Source organism: Sulfurihydrogenibium azorense Az-Fu1, assembly GCF_000021545.1.
GTDB lineage: Bacteria > Aquificota > Aquificia > Aquificales > Hydrogenothermaceae > Sulfurihydrogenibium > Sulfurihydrogenibium azorense.
The window spans coordinates 377,524-399,712 of the sequence record NC_012438.1; the positions used below are offsets into that span (position 1 = coordinate 377,524).

Annotated in this window: 30 protein-coding genes, 1 tRNA gene and 1 pseudogene; 25 read left to right on the plus strand and 7 right to left on the minus strand. The window is 32.9% G+C overall.

The genetic code is table 11. The features are described from left to right. The first annotated feature begins 58 nt into the window (after window positions 1-58). From SULAZ_RS02025 to SULAZ_RS09290, 3 genes and pseudogenes are all read left to right on the plus strand, one after another. Window positions 59-145: transfer RNA gene (locus SULAZ_RS02025), tRNA-Leu, on the plus strand. Between the two features lie 97 nt (window positions 146-242). Beyond that, window positions 243-470 (plus strand): hypothetical protein, encoded by a 228-nt coding sequence (locus SULAZ_RS02030; RefSeq protein ID WP_041675776.1) that lies wholly within the window; start codon window positions 243-245, stop codon window positions 468-470. Beyond that, window positions 467-893 (plus strand): annotated as a pseudogene (locus SULAZ_RS09290) (PIN domain-containing protein). The gene SULAZ_RS02030 and the pseudogene SULAZ_RS09290 overlap by 4 nt, the downstream one beginning before the upstream one ends. Before the next feature lie 33 nt (window positions 894-926). Here SULAZ_RS09290 and recJ read toward each other — a convergent pair. Together recJ and SULAZ_RS02040 are read right to left on the minus strand one after the other, a co-directional pair. Beyond that, the gene (gene recJ, locus SULAZ_RS02035; protein WP_012674685.1) at window positions 927-2,651 is read right to left on the minus strand and encodes a single-stranded-DNA-specific exonuclease RecJ; all 1,725 of its coding nucleotides are present in this window, start codon (window positions 2,649-2,651) and stop codon (window positions 927-929) included. Next, window positions 2,652-2,927 (minus strand): curli assembly protein CsgG, encoded by a 276-nt coding sequence (locus tag SULAZ_RS02040; protein WP_228357454.1) that lies wholly within the window; start codon window positions 2,925-2,927, stop codon window positions 2,652-2,654. Window positions 2,928-3,008: 81 nt separating this feature from the next. Between SULAZ_RS02040 and efp the strand changes: the two genes are divergently transcribed. The 8 genes from efp to folD are packed head-to-tail and all read left to right on the plus strand — an operon-like array spanning window position 3,009 to window position 8,654. Next, a complete protein-coding gene (efp, locus tag SULAZ_RS02045) occupies window positions 3,009-3,581 on the plus strand; it encodes an elongation factor P (protein ID WP_012673980.1) in 573 nt (190 codons plus the stop codon). Between the two features lie 33 nt (window positions 3,582-3,614). Then, complete coding sequence (accB, locus tag SULAZ_RS02050) at window positions 3,615-4,091, plus strand: acetyl-CoA carboxylase biotin carboxyl carrier protein (protein ID WP_012674938.1); 477 nt, start codon at window positions 3,615-3,617, stop codon at window positions 4,089-4,091. Window positions 4,092-4,094: 3 nt separating this feature from the next. Further along, a complete protein-coding gene (gene rfaD / locus SULAZ_RS02055; protein WP_012673837.1) occupies window positions 4,095-5,033 on the plus strand; it encodes an ADP-glyceromanno-heptose 6-epimerase in 939 nt (312 codons plus the stop codon). Continuing rightward, on the plus strand, window positions 5,026-5,937 hold the full coding sequence (gene thrB / locus SULAZ_RS02060; protein WP_012674805.1) for a homoserine kinase: 912 nt from the start codon (window positions 5,026-5,028) through the stop codon (window positions 5,935-5,937). Before rfaD ends, thrB begins: the two co-directional genes overlap by 8 nt. A 23-nt stretch (window positions 5,938-5,960) precedes the next feature. Further along, the gene (locus SULAZ_RS02065) at window positions 5,961-7,205 is read left to right on the plus strand and encodes a glycosyltransferase family protein (RefSeq protein WP_012673533.1); all 1,245 of its coding nucleotides are present in this window, start codon (window positions 5,961-5,963) and stop codon (window positions 7,203-7,205) included. After that, window positions 7,206-7,403 (plus strand): bifunctional phosphoribosylaminoimidazolecarboxamide formyltransferase/IMP cyclohydrolase PurH, encoded by a 198-nt coding sequence (locus SULAZ_RS09355; RefSeq protein ID WP_012674481.1) that lies wholly within the window; start codon window positions 7,206-7,208, stop codon window positions 7,401-7,403. It begins immediately after the preceding gene. 2 nt (window positions 7,404-7,405) lie between these two features. Then, entirely contained in the window at window positions 7,406-7,789 is a 384-nt protein-coding gene (locus tag SULAZ_RS02070; protein WP_012673442.1) for a phosphoribosylaminoimidazolecarboxamide formyltransferase, read from the plus strand. Window positions 7,790-7,799: 10 nt separating this feature from the next. Next, entirely contained in the window at window positions 7,800-8,654 is an 855-nt protein-coding gene (folD, locus tag SULAZ_RS02075) for a bifunctional methylenetetrahydrofolate dehydrogenase/methenyltetrahydrofolate cyclohydrolase FolD (RefSeq protein WP_012674098.1), read from the plus strand. On the opposite strand, the gene mog is transcribed toward folD, so the two are convergent. The 3 genes from mog to moaA are packed head-to-tail and all read right to left on the minus strand — an operon-like array spanning window position 8,644 to window position 10,741. Further along, on the minus strand, window positions 8,644-9,174 hold the full coding sequence (gene mog / locus SULAZ_RS02080; protein WP_012674445.1) for a molybdopterin adenylyltransferase: 531 nt from the start codon (window positions 9,172-9,174) through the stop codon (window positions 8,644-8,646). The two genes, folD and mog, sit on opposite strands and share 11 nt — an antisense overlap. Window positions 9,175-9,178: 4 nt before the next feature. Beyond that, complete coding sequence (locus tag SULAZ_RS02085; protein WP_012675114.1) at window positions 9,179-9,715, minus strand: hypothetical protein; 537 nt, start codon at window positions 9,713-9,715, stop codon at window positions 9,179-9,181. Between the two features lie 60 nt (window positions 9,716-9,775). Then, the gene (gene moaA, locus SULAZ_RS02090) at window positions 9,776-10,741 is read right to left on the minus strand and encodes a GTP 3',8-cyclase MoaA (RefSeq protein WP_012673892.1); all 966 of its coding nucleotides are present in this window, start codon (window positions 10,739-10,741) and stop codon (window positions 9,776-9,778) included. Between the two features lie 289 nt (window positions 10,742-11,030). Between moaA and SULAZ_RS02095 the strand changes: the two genes are divergently transcribed. The 14 genes from SULAZ_RS02095 to rfaE1 all read left to right on the plus strand — a co-directional run bounded on the left by SULAZ_RS02095 (window position 11,031) and on the right by rfaE1 (window position 19,987). Further along, the gene (locus SULAZ_RS02095; RefSeq protein ID WP_012459096.1) at window positions 11,031-11,237 is read left to right on the plus strand and encodes a cold-shock protein; all 207 of its coding nucleotides are present in this window, start codon (window positions 11,031-11,033) and stop codon (window positions 11,235-11,237) included. 12 nt (window positions 11,238-11,249) lie between these two features. Then, window positions 11,250-11,456, plus strand: a complete 207-nt coding sequence (locus SULAZ_RS02100; RefSeq protein WP_012674588.1) for a cold-shock protein — start codon at window positions 11,250-11,252, stop codon at window positions 11,454-11,456. Window positions 11,457-11,665: 209 nt separating this feature from the next. Beyond that, window positions 11,666-12,934, plus strand: a complete 1,269-nt coding sequence (locus tag SULAZ_RS02105) for an NfeD family protein (RefSeq protein ID WP_012673623.1) — start codon at window positions 11,666-11,668, stop codon at window positions 12,932-12,934. After that, on the plus strand, window positions 12,931-13,404 hold the full coding sequence (gene mutL / locus SULAZ_RS02110; protein ID WP_012674114.1) for a DNA mismatch repair endonuclease MutL: 474 nt from the start codon (window positions 12,931-12,933) through the stop codon (window positions 13,402-13,404). Before SULAZ_RS02105 ends, mutL (SULAZ_RS02110) begins: the two co-directional genes overlap by 4 nt. A gap of 11 nt (window positions 13,405-13,415) precedes the next feature. After that, a complete protein-coding gene (locus tag SULAZ_RS02115) occupies window positions 13,416-13,889 on the plus strand; it encodes an NfeD family protein (protein WP_012674458.1) in 474 nt (157 codons plus the stop codon). Beyond that, window positions 13,886-15,439 (plus strand): DNA mismatch repair endonuclease MutL, encoded by a 1,554-nt coding sequence (gene mutL / locus SULAZ_RS02120; protein ID WP_012674446.1) that lies wholly within the window; start codon window positions 13,886-13,888, stop codon window positions 15,437-15,439. Before SULAZ_RS02115 ends, mutL (SULAZ_RS02120) begins: the two co-directional genes overlap by 4 nt. After that, window positions 15,436-16,122, plus strand: a complete 687-nt coding sequence (gene pyrF, locus SULAZ_RS02125) for an orotidine-5'-phosphate decarboxylase (protein WP_012673508.1) — start codon at window positions 15,436-15,438, stop codon at window positions 16,120-16,122. Before mutL (SULAZ_RS02120) ends, pyrF begins: the two co-directional genes overlap by 4 nt. Next, entirely contained in the window at window positions 16,106-16,408 is a 303-nt protein-coding gene (locus tag SULAZ_RS02130) for an RNA polymerase sigma-54 factor (RefSeq protein ID WP_012674538.1), read from the plus strand. The genes pyrF and SULAZ_RS02130 overlap by 17 nt, the downstream gene beginning before the upstream one ends. Continuing rightward, window positions 16,363-16,464: an RNA polymerase factor sigma-54 gene (locus SULAZ_RS09295; protein ID WP_083758904.1), complete on the plus strand. Its 102-nt coding sequence runs from the start codon at window positions 16,363-16,365 to the stop codon at window positions 16,462-16,464. The genes SULAZ_RS02130 and SULAZ_RS09295 overlap by 46 nt, the downstream gene beginning before the upstream one ends. 10 nt (window positions 16,465-16,474) lie before the next feature. Then, window positions 16,475-17,038 (plus strand): ribosome hibernation-promoting factor, HPF/YfiA family, encoded by a 564-nt coding sequence (gene hpf, locus SULAZ_RS02135; protein ID WP_012674849.1) that lies wholly within the window; start codon window positions 16,475-16,477, stop codon window positions 17,036-17,038. Window positions 17,039-17,103: 65 nt separating this feature from the next. Continuing rightward, entirely contained in the window at window positions 17,104-17,556 is a 453-nt protein-coding gene (gene rplM, locus SULAZ_RS02140) for a 50S ribosomal protein L13 (protein WP_012674862.1), read from the plus strand. Window positions 17,557-17,565: 9 nt separating this feature from the next. After that, window positions 17,566-17,994 (plus strand): 30S ribosomal protein S9, encoded by a 429-nt coding sequence (rpsI, locus tag SULAZ_RS02145; RefSeq protein ID WP_012673907.1) that lies wholly within the window; start codon window positions 17,566-17,568, stop codon window positions 17,992-17,994. A gap of 5 nt (window positions 17,995-17,999) precedes the next feature. Beyond that, window positions 18,000-19,025 carry an N-acetyl-gamma-glutamyl-phosphate reductase gene (gene argC, locus SULAZ_RS02150; protein ID WP_012674691.1) on the plus strand — a complete coding sequence of 342 codons (1,026 nt, stop codon included), beginning with the start codon at window positions 18,000-18,002 and terminating at the stop codon, window positions 19,023-19,025. Then, window positions 19,022-19,987 (plus strand): D-glycero-beta-D-manno-heptose-7-phosphate kinase, encoded by a 966-nt coding sequence (gene rfaE1 / locus SULAZ_RS02155; protein ID WP_012675078.1) that lies wholly within the window; start codon window positions 19,022-19,024, stop codon window positions 19,985-19,987. Before argC ends, rfaE1 begins: the two co-directional genes overlap by 4 nt. On the opposite strand, the gene SULAZ_RS02160 is transcribed toward rfaE1, so the two are convergent. Both SULAZ_RS02160 and SULAZ_RS02165 read right to left on the minus strand, forming a co-directional pair. Then, a complete protein-coding gene (locus SULAZ_RS02160) occupies window positions 19,965-21,221 on the minus strand; it encodes an EAL domain-containing protein (protein WP_012673519.1) in 1,257 nt (418 codons plus the stop codon). The two genes, rfaE1 and SULAZ_RS02160, sit on opposite strands and share 23 nt — an antisense overlap. 163 nt (window positions 21,222-21,384) lie before the next feature. Further along, on the minus strand, window positions 21,385-22,176 hold the full coding sequence (locus SULAZ_RS02165; RefSeq protein ID WP_012673483.1) for a diguanylate cyclase: 792 nt from the start codon (window positions 22,174-22,176) through the stop codon (window positions 21,385-21,387). Window positions 22,177-22,189: the final 13 nt, after the last annotated feature.

The following is a 22,189-nucleotide window of genomic DNA, read 5'->3' on the forward strand; positions in this document are numbered from 1 at the left end:
TTAATTGAATACCACTTGCATCTGTTTGGATTTTGTAATATAATATTTATCATCTAAAGGGAAAGTGGCGGAACTGGCAGACGCGAGGGACTTAAAATCCCTTGGCCGAAAGGCCGTGAGGGTTCGATTCCCTCCTTTCCCACCATATATTTAGTCCTACTTTAAATTAAATATTACTCAAGGTTGAAAAATCTTTTCAAATCTATTAAATTTAAAAGTATGAAAAATTTTTGGGATTTGTTATGAAGATATTAATAGAGATGCCAGATCAAGAAGTTTATGAAATAGGTAGAAAAGTAGTTCAAGAGAAAATTCAGGAGTATTTAGAAATATTAAAATTAGAAAAAGTATTAGATGAAATCTCAAAGGAAATTAAGGATGCTTTTTCAGAAGAAAACTACTGGGAAAAAGTAGAAAAAATTAGAGAAGAAGCTTGGCAAGAGTATAAAAAAGGCTTTGATCTGAAGTGAAGGTTATAATTGATGCTAACATTATATTTTCTGCGTTGATCAAAGGGAGTTCTATTTATTTATCTTTGGTAAAGAACTTGGAAGTTTATGCACCAGATTTTATATTTCTAGAATTAGAGAAGTATGAAGATAGAATTTTAAACAAAACTTCTTCTAAAGAAAAAATGAGGAAAATAACTTATGAAATTTTAAAAAAATATCCACGTTATTCCTAAAATAGTACTTAAAAAATCAAGTATTGAAAGCGCTTATAAGCTTTGCAGGGAAATAGATGAGAAAGATACACCTTATGTTGCTTTAGCGATAGAATTAGATGCATACTTATGGACAAATGATAAAAAGTTAGCTGAAAAGCTGATAGAAAAGGGATTTAAGAGAATATTAACAACGGATCAAATCATCGAAATTATAGATCTTAGGTAATACGCCTGAAAAGAAATTTTTCAAACTATAAACTTACTTAACCATCCTTATATCATCTACTATAAACTCTACACTTTCTATACCTTTGTAGTTGCTTATTTCAGGAATGTACACTATGTCAATTATAGAACCTACAGATATTTGATTGATAATATCTTGACCCTTCCACCACTTTACCGTAAAGACTTTTTTATTTCTATCCCTTAAATCAAGGATGACTAAATTTTTTCCATAAACAGAAAAGTAATCTACTCTCAAGTGCCTATCTATAAACTTTGGATAAGGATTTTTTTCTCCAAATGGAGCCAACTGATAGATCTGTAATATTTTTCCTTTATCCCAGTAAGACAGTGGGACTTCCATATCAACCTCTTTTACAGCCCATGGTTTTTCTTCGGCAACCTCCTCTACCGACCTGTTAAGTCTATATCTAAGGTCATGGATTTTGTCAGACTTTGTTGAAAATCCCGCAGCTGCAGAGTGGCCACCAAACTTTTCAAATAAGTCTTTACATTTATCTAAAGCTTTGTATATGTTTACTTTTGCTACACTTCTTGCAGACCCAACAGCTTTACCATTTTCTATAGATAGAATAACAGTGGGTATTTTGTACTTTTCTGCTAACTTTCCAGCTACAATTCCTATTACTCCACTATGCCAGTTCTCTCTACCTAAGACTATTGCGTTTTCAAAAGGATACTTGTTTAATTCTGATTCAGCTTCTTTTATTACATTATCTGTTATTTTCTGTCTTTTTCTGTTTAGATTTTCAAGTTCATTTGCTAAAATAGTTGCCCGAGTTTCATCTTTTGTAATTAAAAGTTTTACAGACTTCCTTGCGTCTGCTAACCTTCCAGCTGCGTTTATTCTTGGTCCTATCATAAAGCCTATATCTTGTGTGTTTATATCTCTTTGGATTGATGCAGCTTCTGTTAGTTTTGTGATACCTACTCTGTGTTTTTTGTTTATCTCTTCTATTCCTGTTTTTACCATCACTCTGTTTATAAAAGACATAGGTACTACATCAGCTACAGTTCCTATGGCTACTATATCTAAATAGCTTCTTAACTTTATCTCTATATTTAGTAGTCTCTTTATTAGAGAAATAAGGTAAAAGGCAATACCTACTGTTGCTAAGTGTTTAAACATAGGGCTTATTTTTTCATCATCGTAAAATTTTGGATTTACAATGTTTATACTTGAGTCAAAACTCAATGGATTTTTATCTGTCCAAAAATCTGATGGTTCATGATGGTCTAAAACAAAGACTTCTAACCCTAAGCTTTTTGCGTAAAGAAGTTCTTCGATAGCGTTTGTACCACTATCAACTACTATTAAAATATCTGCTTCAGTAGATATGCTTTTTATTGCTTCTTTGTTTAAGCCGTAGCCTTCTGTAAATCTACTTGGTATGTAATACTTAACAGGAACTTTAATATCTCTAAAAAAGTTTACAAGTAAAGCTGTGCTTGTTATACCATCTGCATCGTAATCTCCGTATATAACTATTCTTTTTTGTTTTTTTATTGCATCTACTAACTTTATCGCTACTTCTTCTAACGAGTAAAAGTAAGACGGATTTATCAGGTTTCTAAGTTGAGGGATTATGTAATCATCGGAAAAATCTTTATCGAATAAATCTTTTCTGTTGTAAAGAACTTGTGCAAAGACTTCTCCAAACCTTTCTTTTAAATGTTGTGGAGCTGGATTAGTTTGACTTAGCAAAACCCACTGATAACCACTTAATCCTATATCCAACTACTTTTCCCTCTTTTTTGTAAATTTTAAAAGCTCACCATTTAAGGCATCTATTGTTACGTAACCTTTCTCACCGTAGACTTTGTAATAACACTCTCCAGACCTATTTTTTGAGAGTTTTACAGAGGTTATATTTCCTACATAAGATGATGCAGTTTTTTCAACATCAGACATAGAGATTTTAGGTTGACACTCTGTAGCAAAAGTAATAGAAAATAGTAGTAAAATGGAAGTAATCAACTTTTTCATTATTCCACCTCTCAAGAGTAGGTTCAAAGAATGTATAAAAATTTTAACACAAGTGATACTTAAATTTTTGGTATAATTTTACTTTAAAAAAAATTCTTGGAGGAGTTTATGGGCGTTAAAATTGATATCAATAGGATAGCAAGAGACCAGTTTATCCTTGTTGACAACCAACCTTATAAAGTTGTAAGTTATGAGCACGTAAAACCCGGAAAGGGACAGGCATTTGTTAGAGTTAGAGCAAAAAATATGAGAACAGGAAACGTAACAGAATTTACATTTAAATCATCTGACTCTATTGAACTTGCGGACTTTGAACAGAGGTTTATGAACTACTCCTACACTGATGGGTCTTACTATTACTTTTTAGATACAAACACTTATGAAACATTTGCTGTTCCTGCTGAAAATATGGAGTATGAAGCTCAGTTTTTAAAAGAAGGTATGCAGGTGGTTGTTTTCTTAGATAGAGGAAACCCTATAGGTATAGAACTTCCAAAACATGAAGTCTACGAAGTTATTGAAACAGAACCGGGATTTAAAGGAGATACAGCAACAGGAACTACAAAACCTGCAAAAATAGAAACAGGTGCTGTTATACAGGTACCTCTTTTTATTAACGTAGGAGATAAGATAAAAGTAGACACGGAAAAGGGAACTTACATAGAGAGAGTTAACAAGTAAATCTTTCCTGATACAGGGAAAGTTGGAGGAGTTATGGATAAGAGTTTTGTGTTTGAACTTATTGAAAAGATAAAAGACACAAAAATAGAAGAGATAGAAATATCAACAGAAGAAGGGAAGATACATATAAAACAGTATTTGGGACCAAAGGAAGTAGTTATGTCCCAACCTACAGCTCCACAAATTCAGTATATTCCTCAGCCAGTTGTAGAGATAAAAGAAGAGATAAAAACATCTTCAGAGCCTTTAGTAAAGGAAGAGTCTAACAAAAAGTATCATGTTATAAAATCACCTTTAGTAGGAACGTTTTACAGAGCTCCATCTCCCGGAGCTCCACCCTTTGTAGAAGAAGGAGATATGGTTTCAAAAGGGCAGGTGCTTTGTATTATAGAAGCTCTAAAAGTTATGAACGAGATAGAGTCCGATGTTGATGGTAGAGTTGCTAAAATCTTAGTTGAAAACGGACAGCCTGTAGAGTACGGCCAAGAACTATTTTACATAGAGGTGTAATGAATGTTTCATAACATACTGATTACTGGTGGAGCTGGATTTATAGGGTCTAACCTTGCGCTGAAACTACAAAAAGAGTACCCTAATAGTAAAATACTTATATTAGATGACTTTTCAAGTGCAAACTTTAAAAACTTAAAAGGTTTTAAAGGTATAGTTTACTCATGTGATGTTTCAACAGACGAAGTTTTCTTCAAGATAGAAGATTTTAAACCTGACGTTATCTTTCACCTTGCCTCAATAACAGACACGACTGTAACAGACCAAGAGTATATGATGAGAAGAAACGTAGATGGATTTAAAAACGTTCTTGAACTTGCCTACGATAATGAAAGTATAGTAGTGTATGCTTCTTCAGCTTCTGTTTATGGAAATGTTAGAGAAAAAGTCCCTTTAAAAGAAGATAGGGAGAAATCTCCAGAGAATGTTTACGCTTTTTCTAAGTATATAATGGATAACCTTGCTCAAGAGTTTGCAGAAAAAACAAGTCTTAAGATAGTTGGAGTTAGGTACTTTAACGTTTACGGTCCAAGAGAAGCCCATAAAGGAAAGTTTGCAAGTATGATTTACCAGCTTTACTTACAGATGAAATCAGGACAAAGACCAAGGATATTTAAATGGGGAGAGCAAAAAAGAGACTTTGTTTATGTTAAAGATGCAGTAGATGCTACTATACTTGCAGCAAAAGCTCCAAGGTCAACTGTTTACAATGTAGGTAGTGGAGAGGCTACATCGTTTAACGATGTTATTAAATACCTAAATCAAGCTCTTGGAACAGATTTTGAGCCTGAGTACTTTGACTGTCCGTACGACTTTTACCAAGAGTACACCCAAGCAGATATGACAAAGATAAAAGAAGAGCTTGGATTTGTTCCAAGATACTCAATTCAAAGAGGAATTAAAGAGTATGTTGATATATTAGAAGGTAGAATAAATGAGTAAAAAGGTCGTAAAGGTAAGAGTTCCAGCAACTACTGCCAACTTAGGTCCTGGCTTTGATACATTTGGACTTGCTTTAACTTTGTATAACGAGTTTGAAGTAGAAGAAGAAGACGGGGTATATATAGAGTCCTACCCTAAAAATGAGTTTATAGAAAACCCTGAAAATAACCTTTTTATAAAGGTAATTAAGTACCTTTGTGAAGCTGAAGGAAAGACTTTCCATGGTGCAAGGTTAAAACAGACTGTAAACATTCCTGTTGCAAGGGGACTAGGAAGTAGTGCTACTGCTATAGTGGCAGGAATACTTACAGGTTTTGCAGTTCACAAAAAACCTTTAACAGATGAAGAGTTTTTCAAAGTGGCTTACTTGTTTGAACCTCATCCGGATAACCTTCTTCCAGCTTGGAAAGGTGGCTTTATAACTGCTTTAAAAACAGAAGATAAAACTTACTACAGTAAAATGGACTTTCCAAAGGAGATAAAAGCTGTTGTAGTTATCCCAGACTTTGAACTCTCTACAGAAAAAGCAAGGTTAGTTTTACCATCTCAAGTACCTTTAAAAGATGCTATATTTAACCTTCAAAGGTCTGCTTTGTTTATTAGGGCATTGGAAGAAAGAAGGTATGACCTTCTTAAGGTAGTTATGGAAGACAGACTACATCAACCCTATAGAAAAAATCTTATTCCAAACTTTGATAAAGTCATCCAAAGTGCCTATGAAAATGGAGCTCTTGGTGCTTGTTTAAGTGGAGCTGGAAGTACAATATTGGCTTTAGCTACAGAAAACTTTGACAAAATAGGACTTTCTATGGTAGAAGCCTTTAAAGAAGTTTCAATAAATGCTGAGTATAAAGTGTTAGAAGTTGATACCCAAGGTGCAACAGTAGAAATTTTTGAAAAATAAAAGTATTTAAAAGGAGTTTTCCAATGGAAGAAAACAAAGTTTTAAAACCGAGGGTAGTTTTTTTAAAGACACCTGACCCAAAACAGATGTCAGAGTCTATAATAGATGGATTGGCTAAATCAATTTCTGCAAGAAACTTTGAAGTTAAGGTGATAGACCTTACAGCTGAAAACGTTCAAGATGTTATAAATGAAATAATAGAGTATAAACCTCTTTTTACTGTTGATTTAAACCTTGATGGAATGATATACGCAGAAAGGGAAGGTCAGCAGCAACCTTTCTGTGATTTGCTTGGGAACATTCATATAACATGGTTTATAGATGACCCTATGATACATTTTACAAAACTCAAGCCTGTTTTACAATCAAACCAGATACTTTACGTAAATATAGATATAGAACACGCCCAGTGGTTAAGGTCTGCAGGTAAAAACGTTGCATTTATTCCACCCGGAGTAAACCCTTCAAAAATACCACCACTTAGAGAAAAAGAGTTTGAAGTTGCATTTGTAGGTCCAATTACAGACCCGAATATGATAGAAAGTCAGTGGCAAGAAAGGTTTGACCCTAACTTGTTTGGATTTGCAGTAGAACTTGGAAGGCTTATATACAGAAACCCTGATATGCCTATTAGATTTGCATCTGGATACTTAATATCCCAGTTAAATCCTGATTTTCAAGCAGCTCTATACCAGTTCCAGCAAGAAAACGAAGCAGATTTCATGGCACTACTGACAGAGATAGGTTTGTATGCAATGTACTTAAGAAGATGGTCTATATTAGATGCTATAGAAAACTATGAGGTGAACGTTTTAGGACCTGTTATAGGAGAGCCAAAAGAAAACGTTGTAGTTCATGAAGATATTGTTACTCAAAAAGATGTTATAGACTTTCTATCAAGAACAAAAATATCCCTTCTAAGTCAACCACCTTTTATACCTACAGGACTTGGATTTACAGTTTTTGACAGTGTTGCTACTGGAAGTTTAACCTTTGTAGAAGAAAGACTTTTATCAAAATCATTCTTTACTCCAGAAAAAGAGATAATTACATACCATCCTATAGATTTCATTGAGATAGAAGGAAAAGTTGCTTACTACCTTGAAGAAGCTGCTGACGAGATGGCTGAAATATCAAAAGCTGGAAGAGATAAAGTTTTAAGGGAACACACTATTTACCAAAGAGGAGAAATGCTTGCAAACATAATGGAAGATATAATAAAACAATCTCTCCAAGAAGAACAAAAAAGTGAAAGTAAGGAGGAGTAGTTGAAAAGAGCTTTAATATCTGTATCAAACAAAACAGGAGTTATAGATTTTGCAAGAGAACTTGTAAACCTTGGTTATGAGATAGTGTCTTCTTCAGGGACTGCTAAATACTTAAAAGAAAATGGTATAAATGTAATAGAAGTATCTCAAGTCACAGGCTTTCCCGAAATATTGGACGGAAGGTTTATGAGACTTTAGAAGTGGTAACAGAAAGAAAACCAACAGAAAAAGAGTTAGAAGACTTAATATTTGCATTAAAAGTAGTAAAACATGTTAAATCAAACGCAGTTGTAATAGCTAAAGACAAAAGGTCTATAGGTATAGGGGTAGGTCAAACTTCAAGGGTTGACAGTTTAGAAACAGCTGTTAAGAAAGCTCAAGAGTTTGGACTTGAGTTAGAAGGAAGTGTTCTTGCATCGGAAGCATTCTTCCCGTTTAGAGATAGTATAGATTTTGCCGCTAAGTATGGGATAAAGGCTGTAATTCAGCCCGGAGGTTCTATAAGGGACAACGAAGTTATTCAAGCTTGTAATGAGTACTCAATTGCTATGATTTTTACAAAAATGAGACACTTTAAACACTAAGGGAGTTTTGATGATTCTTTTAAATGGAAAGGAGTTAGCTGAAAAGATTAAAAACCAGATAAAGCAAGAATTACAAGAGTTTTTAAATAAAGGCTACAGAAGACCTACTTTAGCTGTTATACTTGTGGGAGAAAATCCTGCAAGTCAGATATACGTTAATAAAAAGATTAAAGACTGTCAGTCTGTTGGAATAAACTCTAAACCCTTCTTCTTGCCAGAGAACATAACTCAGATAGAACTTTTAGACCTTATAGGACAGCTTAACGGAGATGAGGAAGTTGACGGAATTTTAGTTCAGCTCCCTCTTCCTTCTCATATAAACACTTTAGAGATAATAGAAGCTATAAATCCAAAAAAAGACGTTGATGGTTTTCATCCTCTTAATGTAGGAAAACTTGCAACTGGAAGAAATGATGGTATAATCCCTTGCACTCCTTACGGTATAATGAAACTCCTTGAGTACTACAATATAGACACTTTTGGAAAGGATGTTGTAGTAGTAGGGGCAAGTAATATAGTAGGAAAGCCTATGTCCTTGCTGTTTTTAAAAGATGAAAAATCTACTGTTACTATATGTCATAAAAATACGAAAGATTTAAAATCCCACACATTAAAAGCAGATATTCTTGTGGTTGCTGTAGGTAAACCTAAACTTATAACTGCAGATATGGTTAAAGAAGGAGCAGTTGTCATAGATGTAGGTATAAACAGGGTTGATGGTAAAATAGTTGGAGACGTAGACTTTGAAAATGTAAGTAAAAAAGTATCAGCCATAACACCTGTTCCCGGTGGTGTTGGTCCTATGACTGTTGCTATGCTACTTTATAACACTTTTCAGGCTTATAAAAATAACGTTATTTCTTAGGACGAAAAGCTTTTACTTTAGATGGGTCTGTGTCAATAAACGGTCCATCTATAAGCTCAATACAGTAAGGTATAGCTGGAAAAACTGCATCAAGACACAGTTTTATAGACTGAGGCTTACCTGGAAGGTTTACTATTAGACAGCTACCTCTTATTCCAGCTGTTTGTCTTGATAAAATAGCAGTAGGTACCTGCTGCAGAGAAACTTGTCTCATCAGTTCTCCAAATCCGGGCATCATCTTTTCACAGACTGATTCCGTTGCCTCAGGTGTAACATCTCTTTTAGCTGGTCCAGTTCCTCCAGTAGTAAGAATAAGACAACAGCCTTTATTATCTACCATATCTATCATAGTTTCTTTTATAACTTCAAACTCGTCAGGTATAACTCTGTAGTCTACTTCAAAAGGTGTGATTAAAACATCGTTTAAATAATCTATAATTGCTTTTCCACTTATATCTTCGTATATTCCTCTACTTGCCCTGTCTGATATGGTTAGTACTCCTATTAAAGCTTTATCCATTTTCTTACCTCAAAAATATAAATTTACATTTTTGATTTTCGTAATCCCTTTCAACCCATTGAATGCCCTTTACACCCTCTTCTAACTTCCTTACAAAAGCCTCTATAAATCCCCATCCACACCAACAAACACAGTGTTCAATAGGTGCTAAGTTTCTTGGTTTTAAAACGCCTTCGTAAAATACACAGTTACATATATACGCTTCGTTTTTGTTTCTTTCTATCTTGTATGCAAAACCAAACGTGTTCAAACTTTTTTCAAGTAATTCTTCCCATTCTTCTTTTGGATGGTTATCCATCAAAACTTTAGCAACTTCTCTACCAAGCTGTCTTATAATAGCATAACCACCTTTTTTACCGTAAATATTTTGCACTTCATCAGCAAATGCAAAAACTATATCTTTCCCTGTAGGAGAGCCTTTTAGTTTTTCAGGTAAAACTCTTAGTATTTCGTCAACCGCTTTATCCCCCAAGATATTCCTTGTTAAAGATACAAGTGTATCAATAACTTCTTTGTCAATCTGACCTTTAATCTCTGCCATGGCAAATCACCTAAAATTTTTTAGAAAAATTATACACTAAAAAATTCAAATTAAATTAATTTACCCACCTATACTTGTCATTACCCTGACACAGTCTGAAAAAGCATAGCTACTATTTTTAATCTTTAGATTTGATATTTCTTTTGCTACTAATACTTGCTGTAAAAATCTGTCTAAATCTTCCTCACTTCCGTATCTCAAAACTTCTTTTACAGGAATCTCTTCATCTGTTCTAAGACATAATTTAATACTACCTTCAGCAGTGAGTCTTAATTTAGAACAACCATCGCAGAATGGATTTGATATAGGGGTAATAAATCCAATTTTTGCCTTATACTTTGGTATCTCATAGACTCTAGCAGCACCACTACCGATTGAAAACGACGGAATTAGTGTCCCATATTTTTCCTCTATTTTTCTTTTTATCTCTTCAAGAGGTTGAACCATATCTTTTTCCCATTTTATAGACCCTTGTCCAAGTGGCATCATTTCTATAAATCTAACCTCTACGCCGTAATCTATGGCAAACTCTACAAAATCAAGAGCTTCATCTTCATTTAAACCTTTTATTACCACCGCATTTATCTTTATAGGGTCAAACCCTAACTTTTTACTTACTCTTATACCTTCTAAAACATCTTCTAATCTTCCTTTGGTTATTTTGTAGAATAAATCTGGTTTTAGGCTATCTATACTTATGTTTAATCTATTTAACCCAGCTTTTCTTAATTTTTCCGCATGATAAGATAGTGTTATTCCATTTGTTGTCATTCCTATATCTTCTATCTGAGGAATGCTTTTAAGTAGTGATACTAAATTTTCTATTTGTGGTCTGACTAAAGGTTCTCCGCCTGTTATTCTGACTTTTTTTAGTCCATACTTTGTCATCGCTTTGACTAACTTTGCAATTTCTTCATATCTTAATATCTCATCGTGAGGAATAAACTCCATATTATCTGGTCTGCAGTAAAAACATTTTAAATTACATTTATCTGTTACAGATATTCTTAAATATGAGATTTCCATATTTCTACCCTCAAGTGTAATTCCTAGATATAAAGGATATACCTTTTTTGGCGATTTGACAAGTATGGAATAACGAAAATATTGCATAAAAAAAGTGCAGTATATAGTTGACTTTTTAATTTATCTATCTCATAATATGTGTACATAGATAATAGAAGATGTTTAAAGAAGTACCAAGGGGAGTAAGACACACAATCAAAAAGTCTTCAAAAGTCCCAAAATCAAAAGTATTTCTTTAAACCTCTTCTGTTAGAGGTAATTTTAAATTAATTTTTGGAGGTTTTTTGTCGTGCGTATCACAGGTACAGTTAAGTGGTTCAACTCAAAGAAAGGATTTGGCTTCATCACAAGAGATGATGGCCAAGGAGATGTTTTTGTTCATTTTTCAGCAATTCAGTCAAGAGGTTTCAAAACTCTTGAAGAAGGTCAAAAAGTAGAGTTTGAAATCGCTCAGGACGAGAAAGGTCCTAAAGCAGCAAACGTAGTTAGAGTTTAGGAGGAAGAAGGTATGAAAGTTACAGGAACAGTGAAATGGTTTGATTCTAAAAAAGGATTTGGTTTTATCACAAGAGATGATAACGGGCAGGATATATTCGTTCACTTCTCAGCTATTCAAGGTAGAGGGTTTAAAAACCTTGAAGAAGGTCAAAAAGTAGAGTTTGAAATAGTTCAAGAAGAAAAAGGTCCAAGAGCTGCTAACGTAGTTAAGTTGTAAAGAATATACAAGGGAGCTTCCAAAGCTCCCTTAATTTTTTTCCTTGTAGTTTTTTCAATTTTCTTCTTTCAGCAGTATCTTGTAAATCATTTGAAGCTTTGGCTTCAATTGAGGTAAATTTTCTTTTATCATATGTGCTTTATTAAAATCTTTCAAAAAATCAGTTTTAGAATATAATAATTCAAAGATAATACCGATAGGTAGTTGAAATGAAAAAATTTTTAGTTTTACTTTTACTATTTATTTTTAAATTCTCATTTGCTGAAGTCTTTGTTGGTAAGTGGAACGATGCTATAACTCCTACCACAGTTGATTATGTAAAAAGGTTAGTGGAGAAGGCAGAAAGAGAAAATGGAAAAGCAGTTATACTTATGCTTGATACACCGGGTGGTTTAGACACTTCAATGAGAGAGATAATAAAGATAATACAAAACACGTCAATACCTTTTGTTGTTTTTGTATATCCACCAGGGTCAAGAGCTGCGTCAGCAGGTGCTATAATCACAGTATCAGCTGATATTGCAGCTATGGCTCCTTCTACTAACATAGGCTCTGCTTCTCCTGTTTCTATGGAAGGTAGAGATATTGAAGAGACGATGAAGAAAAAAGTAGTAAACGATATGGTTGCGTTTGTGAGTGCCATTGCAAAGGAAAAAGGTAGAAACAGTGAAATAATACAAAAGATGATAACAGAAAGTGTAAACCTTCCATCCGACGAAGCTGTTAATAAAAAGGTTGTTGATTTAGTGGCAAAAGATTTAAACGATTTGATAGATAAGATAAATGGTAAAAAGATTGTTAAAAACAATAGAGAGATAATTTTAAACCTAAAAGGTGATAAGATTGTATTTGTAGAAAAAAGTTTTAAAGAAGAGCTTTTATCTTTTCTATCTAACCCAACGGTTGCTTACTTTCTTTTGATGATTGGATTTTACGGAATATTTTTTGAACTTTACAATCCGGGAAGTATAATCCCCGGAACGGTTGGTTTAATATCTCTGGCTTTGGCTTTGTACTCCTTAAACATCTTGTCTGTAAACTGGCTTGGAGTTGTGCTTATAGGTTTAGGTATACTATTCTTTATTTTAGAGGCTATAACACCGTTGTTTGGTGGACTTGCTTTAGCCGGAACTATCTCAATACTTCTTGGGTCCATAATCTTACTTCCTTCTGATTCGCCTTACGGTGACCTTTCTTTATCTGTTATAATACCTGTTGTTTTATTTAGTGCTGTATTCTTCTTTATTGTTAGTTATCTATCCTTAAAAGTTCACAAAGAAAAGCCTAAAACAGGTATAGAAGCCATGGTAGGAGATATAGCTGAAGTTGTAAGTGATATTGATAAGAAAGGTGGTAAAGTGATGTATCACGGAGAACTTTGGAACGCTTACTCGGATAAGTTTATACCAGCAGGTAGTAAAGTTAAGATAGTTGAAGTTAATGGATTAAAGTTAAAAGTAGAGGAAGTTAAAGAGTGAAGATAAGACCACTACCTGATGAAGTTGTAAATAAAATAGCAGCTGGTGAAGTTGTAGAAAGACCGTCTTCCGTATTAAAAGAACTTATAGAAAACTCCCTTGATACATCTGCATCTTTGATAGAAGTTTCTATAGAAAAAGCTGGTAAAAGACTTATATCTGTGTTTGACAACGGGGAAGGTATTGAAAAACAAGACCTTATCAACGCAGTAAAAAGACATTACACAAGTAAGATAAAAGCTTTAGAAGACTTATACAGTATTATCACTTACGGTTTTAGGGGAGAGGCTCTATCAAGTATATCTTCTGTAAGTAGGCTTACAATAACTTCAAGGACTAAAAACGACTTACACGGCAGTCAATTATCTTTAGAAGGTGGTAAAATTCTGTCTTTCTCAGAAGTTGGTTGTCCTGTAGGGACAAAAGTAGAAGTTAAAGACCTTTTCTTTAACGTTGAACGGTTGGTTTAATATCTCTGGCTTTGGCTTTGTACTCCTTAAACATCTTGTCTGTAAACTGGCTTGGAGTTGTGCTTATAGGTTTAGGTATACTATTCTTTATTTTAGAGGCTATAACACCGTTGTTTGGTGGACTTGCTTTAGCCGGAACTATCTCAATACTTCTTGGGTCCATAATCTTACTTCCTTCTGATTCGCCTTACGGTGACCTTTCTTTATCTGTTATAATACCTGTTGTTTTATTTAGTGCTGTATTCTTCTTTATTGTTAGTTATCTATCCTTAAAAGTTCACAAAGAAAAGCCTAAAACAGGTATAGAAGCCATGGTAGGAGATATAGCTGAAGTTGTAAGTGATATTGATAAGAAAGGTGGTAAAGTGATGTATCACGGAGAACTTTGGAACGCTTACTCGGATAAGTTTATACCAGCAGGTAGTAAAGTTAAGATAGTTGAAGTTAATGGATTAAAGTTAAAAGTAGAGGAAGTTAAAGAGTGAAGATAAGACCACTACCTGATGAAGTTGTAAATAAAATAGCAGCTGGTGAAGTTGTAGAAAGACCGTCTTCCGTATTAAAAGAACTTATAGAAAACTCCCTTGATACATCTGCATCTTTGATAGAAGTTTCTATAGAAAAAGCTGGTAAAAGACTTATATCTGTGTTTGACAACGGGGAAGGTATTGAAAAACAAGACCTTATCAACGCAGTAAAAAGACATTACACAAGTAAGATAAAAGCTTTAGAAGACTTATACAGTATTATCACTTACGGTTTTAGGGGAGAGGCTCTATCAAGTATATCTTCTGTAAGTAGGCTTACAATAACTTCAAGGACTAAAAACGACTTACACGGCAGTCAATTATCTTTAGAAGGTGGTAAAATTCTGTCTTTCTCAGAAGTTGGTTGTCCTGTAGGGACAAAAGTAGAAGTTAAAGACCTTTTCTTTAACGTTCTTGCAAGGGAAAAATTTTTAAAATCTGAAAACACAGAAAACATCCATAATGTCTCTGTCTTTTTAAACTACGCCATTGCAAACCCTGATAAACACTTTAAACTATCTATAGACTCAAAACAGGTTTACAATCTCTATCCTTCCTCTTTAAAAGAAAGGTTAACGCTTATCTACGGTAAAGATTTTGTTGAAAATTTAAAGTATGTAGAGTATGAAAACTATTTAGGTAAAGTTTATGGATTTGTCAGTTTAGATTCAGTTAAAAATAAAAAAAGCCATATATTTATCAACAAAAGACCTGTCAAAAGTCCTTTTATTAGTTCTATAATGAAGAAGAAAATTGGAGATAACTTTTTTATCTTATTTTTTGACCTACCACCTTACTTTGTAGATGTAAATGTTCATCCTGCAAAGATAGAAGTTAAGTTCCAAAAAGAGAAAGTGATAGTTGATATGATTGAGTCTTTACTAAAAGATAACCTAAATGAGTTTAAAGCTTTTACCGTTTCATACCAAGAGTTAAAACAGCCAAAGTCAACATACCAAACAAAAGAAGGAAAGTTTGAGATAATCGGCCAGATTGAAGACACATTTATAGTGGCTTACAGTGATTCTTACGTTTACTTTATTGACCAGCATGTAGCAAACGAGAGAGTTATGTATGAAATTATACTTTCACAGCTTAAAGAAAGTAAGAAAATCCCATCTCAAAGATTACTATCTCCTTTTAAGTTAGATTTATCTCCTAAACAGGAGTTTATACTAAAAGAGATTAATGATACATTAGAGACCTTAGGCTTTAAAGTGGAAAATAACTACTTAATATCAATACCTTACAATATGCAGATTTCAAAAGCAGTAGAAACACTGTATGAAATAGTAGAAAGTTATCCTGATATTACCCATGAAAAAGTAGCCTCTTCACTGTCCTGTAGAATGTCAATTACAGCTGGAGATAGACTTACATTAGAAAAAGCTCAGGAACTTATAAAAAACTGGATAAAGACAGAAAATCCAAATGTTTGCCCCCACGGAAGACCGATTTATTATAAAATATCTATAGATGAAATAAAAAAAGCGGTAGGTAGAAAGTGAATATAGCTTTAGCCTTAGACGTAGAACACGATAAGCAAGCTTACAAAATACTTGACGAAATTCAAGAGAAGATAATAGTAAAAGTAGGTTATGCACTTTTTATAAGGTACGGTAAAGAGTTAGTTAAAAACATAAAATATAGAGGTTTTGAGCTTTTTTTAGACCTAAAGCTCCATGATATACCAAACACAGTTTACAACGGTGTAAAAGCAGCTGTAGAAGTAGGAGCTGACTATCTAACCATCCATACCTTAGGTGGTAGAGATATGATTGAAAAAGCTGTAGAGGGAAAAGATGGTTCAAATCTAAAACTCTTAGGAGTAACTATTCTAACAAGCCATTCTCAAGATTATGTAAACTACATAAAAAGTCAGTACTCACTACAAGATTTAGCTTTAAACCTTGCAAAGGAAGGGATTTTAAACGGCTTAGATGGTATAGTTTGCTCTTCCCATGAAGTAAAATACTTAAAATTAAACATAGATAAACCGTTTTTAGCAGTAGTCCCTGGTATAAGATTAACAACGGAGAAAACTGATGATCAAACAAGGATAGCCACTCCAAAAGAAGCTGTCTTAAATGGAGCTGACATTTTAGTAATAGGAAGACCTATCTTACAGTCTCAAGATAAAAATCAAACAATAAAAAAAATCAAGGAAATGATAGATGAAGCAAGGGCTTAGTCTTAAGCTTCAAAATAAGTTAAAGTTAACTCTATCTTTAAAACAGCAGCTGAATATTATAACCCTACCAAAAAGTGAGTTAATCCAAGAGATAAATAGAGAGTTAGAGGAAAACCCTTTTTTGGAAGAGATATCTCACATCCAACCTGATTTAAATTTAGAAAAGGTAGAATTCGGCTCCTACTACGAAGAAGATGAGGAGAAAGACCCTTTTTATAAACTAACCTATAAACCTTCTTTATACGACATTTTACAAACACAGATAGAGTTGCAAGAAGGACTGTAACAAAGTATAGAGAAGAGATGAATATACCTGACTCAAGAAAAAGAAAAAAAAATTAAGGAGGAAAACATGCAAGTAGAACACGTGGGAAAAAACATTGAGCTAACAGATTTTATTAAAGCTTATACAGAACATAAGCTTGAGAGGTTAAAAAACTATTTAAAAGATTTAGACACTTCAGAAGACTCTGTTAGAGTTAGGGTTGTTTACGATTTTGAAAAACGCAGACATAGAAACAGAGTAGATATTGACATTTACTTTAACACTCCAGGTGGTGGTGTAATACACGCTTGGGAAGAAAGTAACGACCTTTACTCTGCTATTGACTTTGTTATAGATGAAGTTGAGAGACAACTTATTAGGTTAAAAAGTAGAAGGATAGAAGAAAAAAGAAGACAGGCAAAGTTAGAATCTTTAAAAGAACATTCAGTAACCACTCCTTCAATAGAAAGACCGTTAATAACCCTTGAGCCTTTACCATCCGAAAAGCCTATGAGTGTAGAAGATGCAAGGTTATTGTTGGAAGAGACAGGGGCGTTTTTCTTACCGTTTATAAACTCTGAGACAGGACAGGTTAATGTTATATACAGAAAAAAAGCAGGGAATTACGGTTTAATTGCTCCTAACGTTTAACTTTACACAGATATAAATTTTTGATATAATACTGTTTTGAATTTTTTAAAGAGAGGAGTGGAAGAATGAAGACATTCTATCTTCGTAAAGAAGATGTTAAAAGAGACTGGTACATAATAGACGCTAAAGGAAAAAATTTAGGAAGACTTGCGTCTTTGATAGCAAACGTTTTAAGAGGAAAACATAAGCCTTACTTTCAACCAGATGTAGACTGTGGAGATTACGTAATTGTGTTAAACGCAGACAAATTTACCGTAACTGGTAAAAAGTTAACTGATAAAGAGTACAAATTCCACACAAACACTCCCGGTGGATTAAAAGTTAGAAGCCTCCAATGGATGATAGAAAACAGACCAACAAGAGCTTTAGAATTGGCTGTAGAAAGAATGCTTCCTAAAAACAAACTCCAAAAAAGATACATGAAAAGGTTAAAACTTTACACAGGAGAAGAGCATAATCATACAGCTCAAAATCCAAAATCTTTAGAAGAGTTAGCAAAACTCTGGAAAGTATTTTAAGGAGGTATTATGGAAAAAACAGTAAAAATAGACCCTAAAAACTCATTCTATGGAACAGGAAGAAGAAAAGAAGCAATTGCAAGAGTTTGGATATTTCCAGGTGAAGGTAAAATAAAGGTTAGAAGCTCTTCTGGAAAAGAATGGGACGCGAAAGATTACTTTGAAAGAGATATCTTAATGGCTAAAATAAACCATCCATTTGTAGTTACAGAAACACTTGGTAAATTTGATGTTTATGCAACTGTTAAAGGAAGTGGAAAACCAGCTCAAGCAGAAGCTGTTATGTATGGAATAGCAAAAGCTTTAGAGTCTTACAATCCATCTCTAAGACCAGCTCTAAAGTCTGCAGGATTGATGACAAGAGATGCTAGAGTTAAAGAACGTAAGAAGTACAACCAAATGGGTGCAAGAGCGAAATACAGATGGTCTAAACGTTAATATAAATGTATGTTGCTATAGCAGGAGCATCAGGATACACTGGTGCTGAGCTTTTAAGAATACTGTCAAGATACAAAGATATAGAAATAAATCAGATAACTTCAAGACAGTATACAGGGAAAACGCTAAAAGATGTTTTCCCTGTTTTTACAAAATCAAAGTATGAAAATCTTACATTTAAAGAAAATTTAGATTTAAGTATATCAGATATTTACTTTCTCTGTCTGCCTCATGAAGCATCTTTAGAATTAGTAAAACAGCTTTACGATAACGGTAAAATCATAATAGATCTGTCAGCTGCCTATAGGATAAAAAAATCTGAAGTTTATAAAGAATATTACGGTTTTGAACATAACTATCCTCATTTGTTAGAAGAAGCTGTTTATGGACTTCCAGAGATTTATAGAGATAAAATAAAAACTGCAAAAATTGTAGCAAATCCGGGGTGTTATCCTACAGCTACCTTACTGGGTTTGTATCCTCTTATAAAGAATAATTTACTCAATCAAAACAACTCTGTTATTGTAAACGCTCTATCAGGAATATCTGGAGCTGGAAGACATTTAAAAGAAGACTTTATGTACCCAGAAAGTTATTCAAATGTTTACGCCTATAATATTACAAAACACAGACACACTCCAGAAATGGAAGATGTTATAGAAAATGTATCTAAGAAAAAGATTTCAATAAGATTTACTCCACACATTATTCCTATATCAAGAGGGATGCTATCTACTATAAATGTTTTTATAGAGATATCTAAGAAAGATTTAAAAGAGCTTTACTACGATACTTATAAAAATGAATACTTTATAAGACTTCAAGATAGACCATCAAGGGTAAAAGAAGTAATCGGCACAAACTTTTGTGATATTTATGTAGATTACGATGAAAAAAATAAAATCGCAGTCATTACTTCTGCCATAGATAACCTATCAAAAGGCGCTTCTTCTCAGGCTGTTCAAAATTTAAATATAATCTTAAATAAACCAGAAAACTACTGTTTAGAGAATTTACCTTTATTCCCATGATAAGTGTACAACGAGCAGAAGAGCTTATCTCAAAATTTAGTAATATAAAGATAGCTGTTGTAGGTGATGTTATCCTTGATAAGTATCTATGGGGAGAAGTAGAGAGAATATCTCCTGAAGCTCCGGTTCCAATAGTTGATGTAAAAAGAGAAACGTTATCTTTAGGTGGAGCTTCAAACGTCGCTAACAACATAGTAGCTTTAGATGCAACTGCCTATATGGTTGGAATTGTAGGAGATGATGAAAACGGTAGACTTATAGAAAAACTTATTAAAGAAAAAGGTATACACTCTGTTTTAATCAAAGACAGTTCAAGACCAACAATAGAAAAAACAAGGGTTATAGCAGTCAGTCAACAACTTTTAAGAATAGATAGAGAAGAAAGAAAGCCATTAGATAGAGAAATAGAAGAAAAGTTATTAGAATCTCTAAAAAGTATTGAAAGTAAAGTAGATGGCTTTATTGTATCTGATTATGGTAAAGGAGTTGTCACTGAAAAAATAATGAGTTATATAAAATCCACTAACAAACCTGTTTTTGTAGACCCAAAACCTTCTAACTTTCACTTATACGAAGAAATTACAATAATGACTCCAAATAAAAAAGAGGCCTACGAAAGTATAAAAGCTGATAAATCAGAAAGTATAGAAGAAGTAGGAAAAAGGATAATGGAAAGTCTAAGGATAAACCAACTTCTTATAACCCTTGGCAGTGAAGGGATGGTTCTCTTTGAGAGAGGTAAAGTTTTAAAAATTCCGGCTAAAGCAAGGAAAGTTTTTGATGTTACAGGAGCTGGCGATACGGTAATTTCTGTTTTAGCTTTATCAAGGTTAGCAAGTGGATCATGGGAAGAGAGTGCTACTATATCCAATTATGCAGCTGGCTATGTGGTAGGGGAGATTGGAACTGCTACAGTAAATAGAAAAATACTACTTGAAACTATTGAATCTCAGAGAGATTGATAGGTTCTTTAAAGAAGTAACCTTGACCATAGTCTATTCCTAACTCTTTCACTTTATCAAATATTTCTTGTGAAGATATAAATTCAGCAACTGTAGGTATGTTAAGCTCTTTTGTAAGTCCTCTAATAGCTTTTACTGCACTATAGGAAATTGAGTCTTTGTCTATTTTCCTAATGATTTGACCGTCTATTTTAATGTAATCAAAACTAAGTTCTACTATATGCAATATATTAGAATAACCACTACCAAAATCATCTAAGGCAATCTTGTATCCAGCATCTTTTAGTGTATTTATCTTATCTCTCAGTTTTGAATACTCACTTACACTTTCAGATTCTAAAAGTTCAATAGTGACTTTTTCTCTAAGGTTTTTTCCTAATGATAGTAAAATTTTCAATATATCTTCATCCAGTATATCTGAAGGTAGCAGATTTACGCTTATATTTATGTTTTTTCTATTTAAAATTGAAAAATTAAACTCTAACATCTTTCTTGTTAACTCTTTATAAACATGACTCCCTTTAATAGAATTTAGAAACATTCCCGGTAAGATAATTTTTCTTTCTTTCGTTAATATCCTTACTAAACTTTCATATTTAAATGTTTTAAACGTCTGTACATTAAATATTGGTTGGTAAAAGCATATCACTCTATTTTCTAATATAGCCTCTTTTATATCGGAAAGTCTTCTATCAATAAGGTTAATACTTCTATCGCTGTAAAGTTCAACTCTGTTTTTACCTTTTTCTTTAGCCAGTAGTAGAGCTTTGTCTGCCTTTTTAAATGCATCCTCAAAACTCTTTTCTTTATCAGCATTGATGTATAAACCTGCAGAAACGGTTATTTTAACTTTGTCTTTTATTATAAAGAATGGGTTGATTGCAACTTTACTTACAATCTTTTCAGCTATGCCTAAATAGTTAGTATCGTTCCCATCTTTTTCTAAAAGTATTAAGAATTCATCATGACCTACTCTGATAATTTTGTCGTTTTCCCTAATATTTCTTTTTATAAGACTTACAAGGTCTCTAAGGATTAGTTCTAAGAATTCTTTACCGTAGATATTTAATAAATTTGATAAGTTGTCCACATCTATCAATAAGAAAGCATACCTTTTCTTTAAGAAATCTTTTTCTATAATGTCAATATAATCCCTATTGTATGCACCTGTTGTTTTATCTATGTATTTTTCTTCTTCATTTTTTCTTTTATTAAAAAACTCTAAAATGTTCATAAAATTGATTATAACATAAAATATTATTTATTAAACTTTTCTTTTAACTCTGCTACTGTTTGGTGAGTATTATGACACTTTGAACAGTTATTCATAGATATCCATCCTACAGATTTGTAAATCTCTTCCTTGTTTTTGGATTGTAAAGCCTTTGATAAAAGGTTTAACTGTTTTTTCTATTTAAAATTGAAAAATTAAACTCTAACATCTTTCTTGTTAACTCTTTATAAACATGACTCCCTTTAATAGAATTTAGAAACATTCCCGGTAAGATAATTTTTCTTTCTTTCGTTAATATCCTTACTAAACTTTCATATTTAAATGTTTTAAACGTCTGTACATTAAATATTGGTTGGTAAAAGCATATCACTCTATTTTCTAATATAGCCTCTTTTATATCGGAAAGTCTTCTATCAATAAGGTTAATACTTCTATCGCTGTAAAGTTCAACTCTGTTTTTACCTTTTTCTTTAGCCAGTAGTAGAGCTTTGTCTGCCTTTTTAAATGCATCCTCAAAACTCTTTTCTTTATCAGCATTGATGTATAAACCTGCAGAAACGGTTATTTTAACTTTGTCTTTTATTATAAAGAATGGGTTGATTGCAACTTTACTTACAATCTTTTCAGCTATGCCTAAATAGTTAGTATCGTTCCCATCTTTTTCTAAAAGTATTAAGAATTCATCATGACCTACTCTGATAATTTTGTCGTTTTCCCTAATATTTCTTTTTATAAGACTTACAAGGTCTCTAAGGATTAGTTCTAAGAATTCTTTACCGTAGATATTTAATAAATTTGATAAGTTGTCCACATCTATCAATAAGAAAGCATACCTTTTCTTTAAGAAATCTTTTTCTATAATGTCAATATAATCCCTATTGTATGCACCTGTTGTTTTATCTATGTATTTTTCTTCTTCATTTTTTCTTTTATTAAAAAACTCTAAAATGTTCATAAAATTGATTATA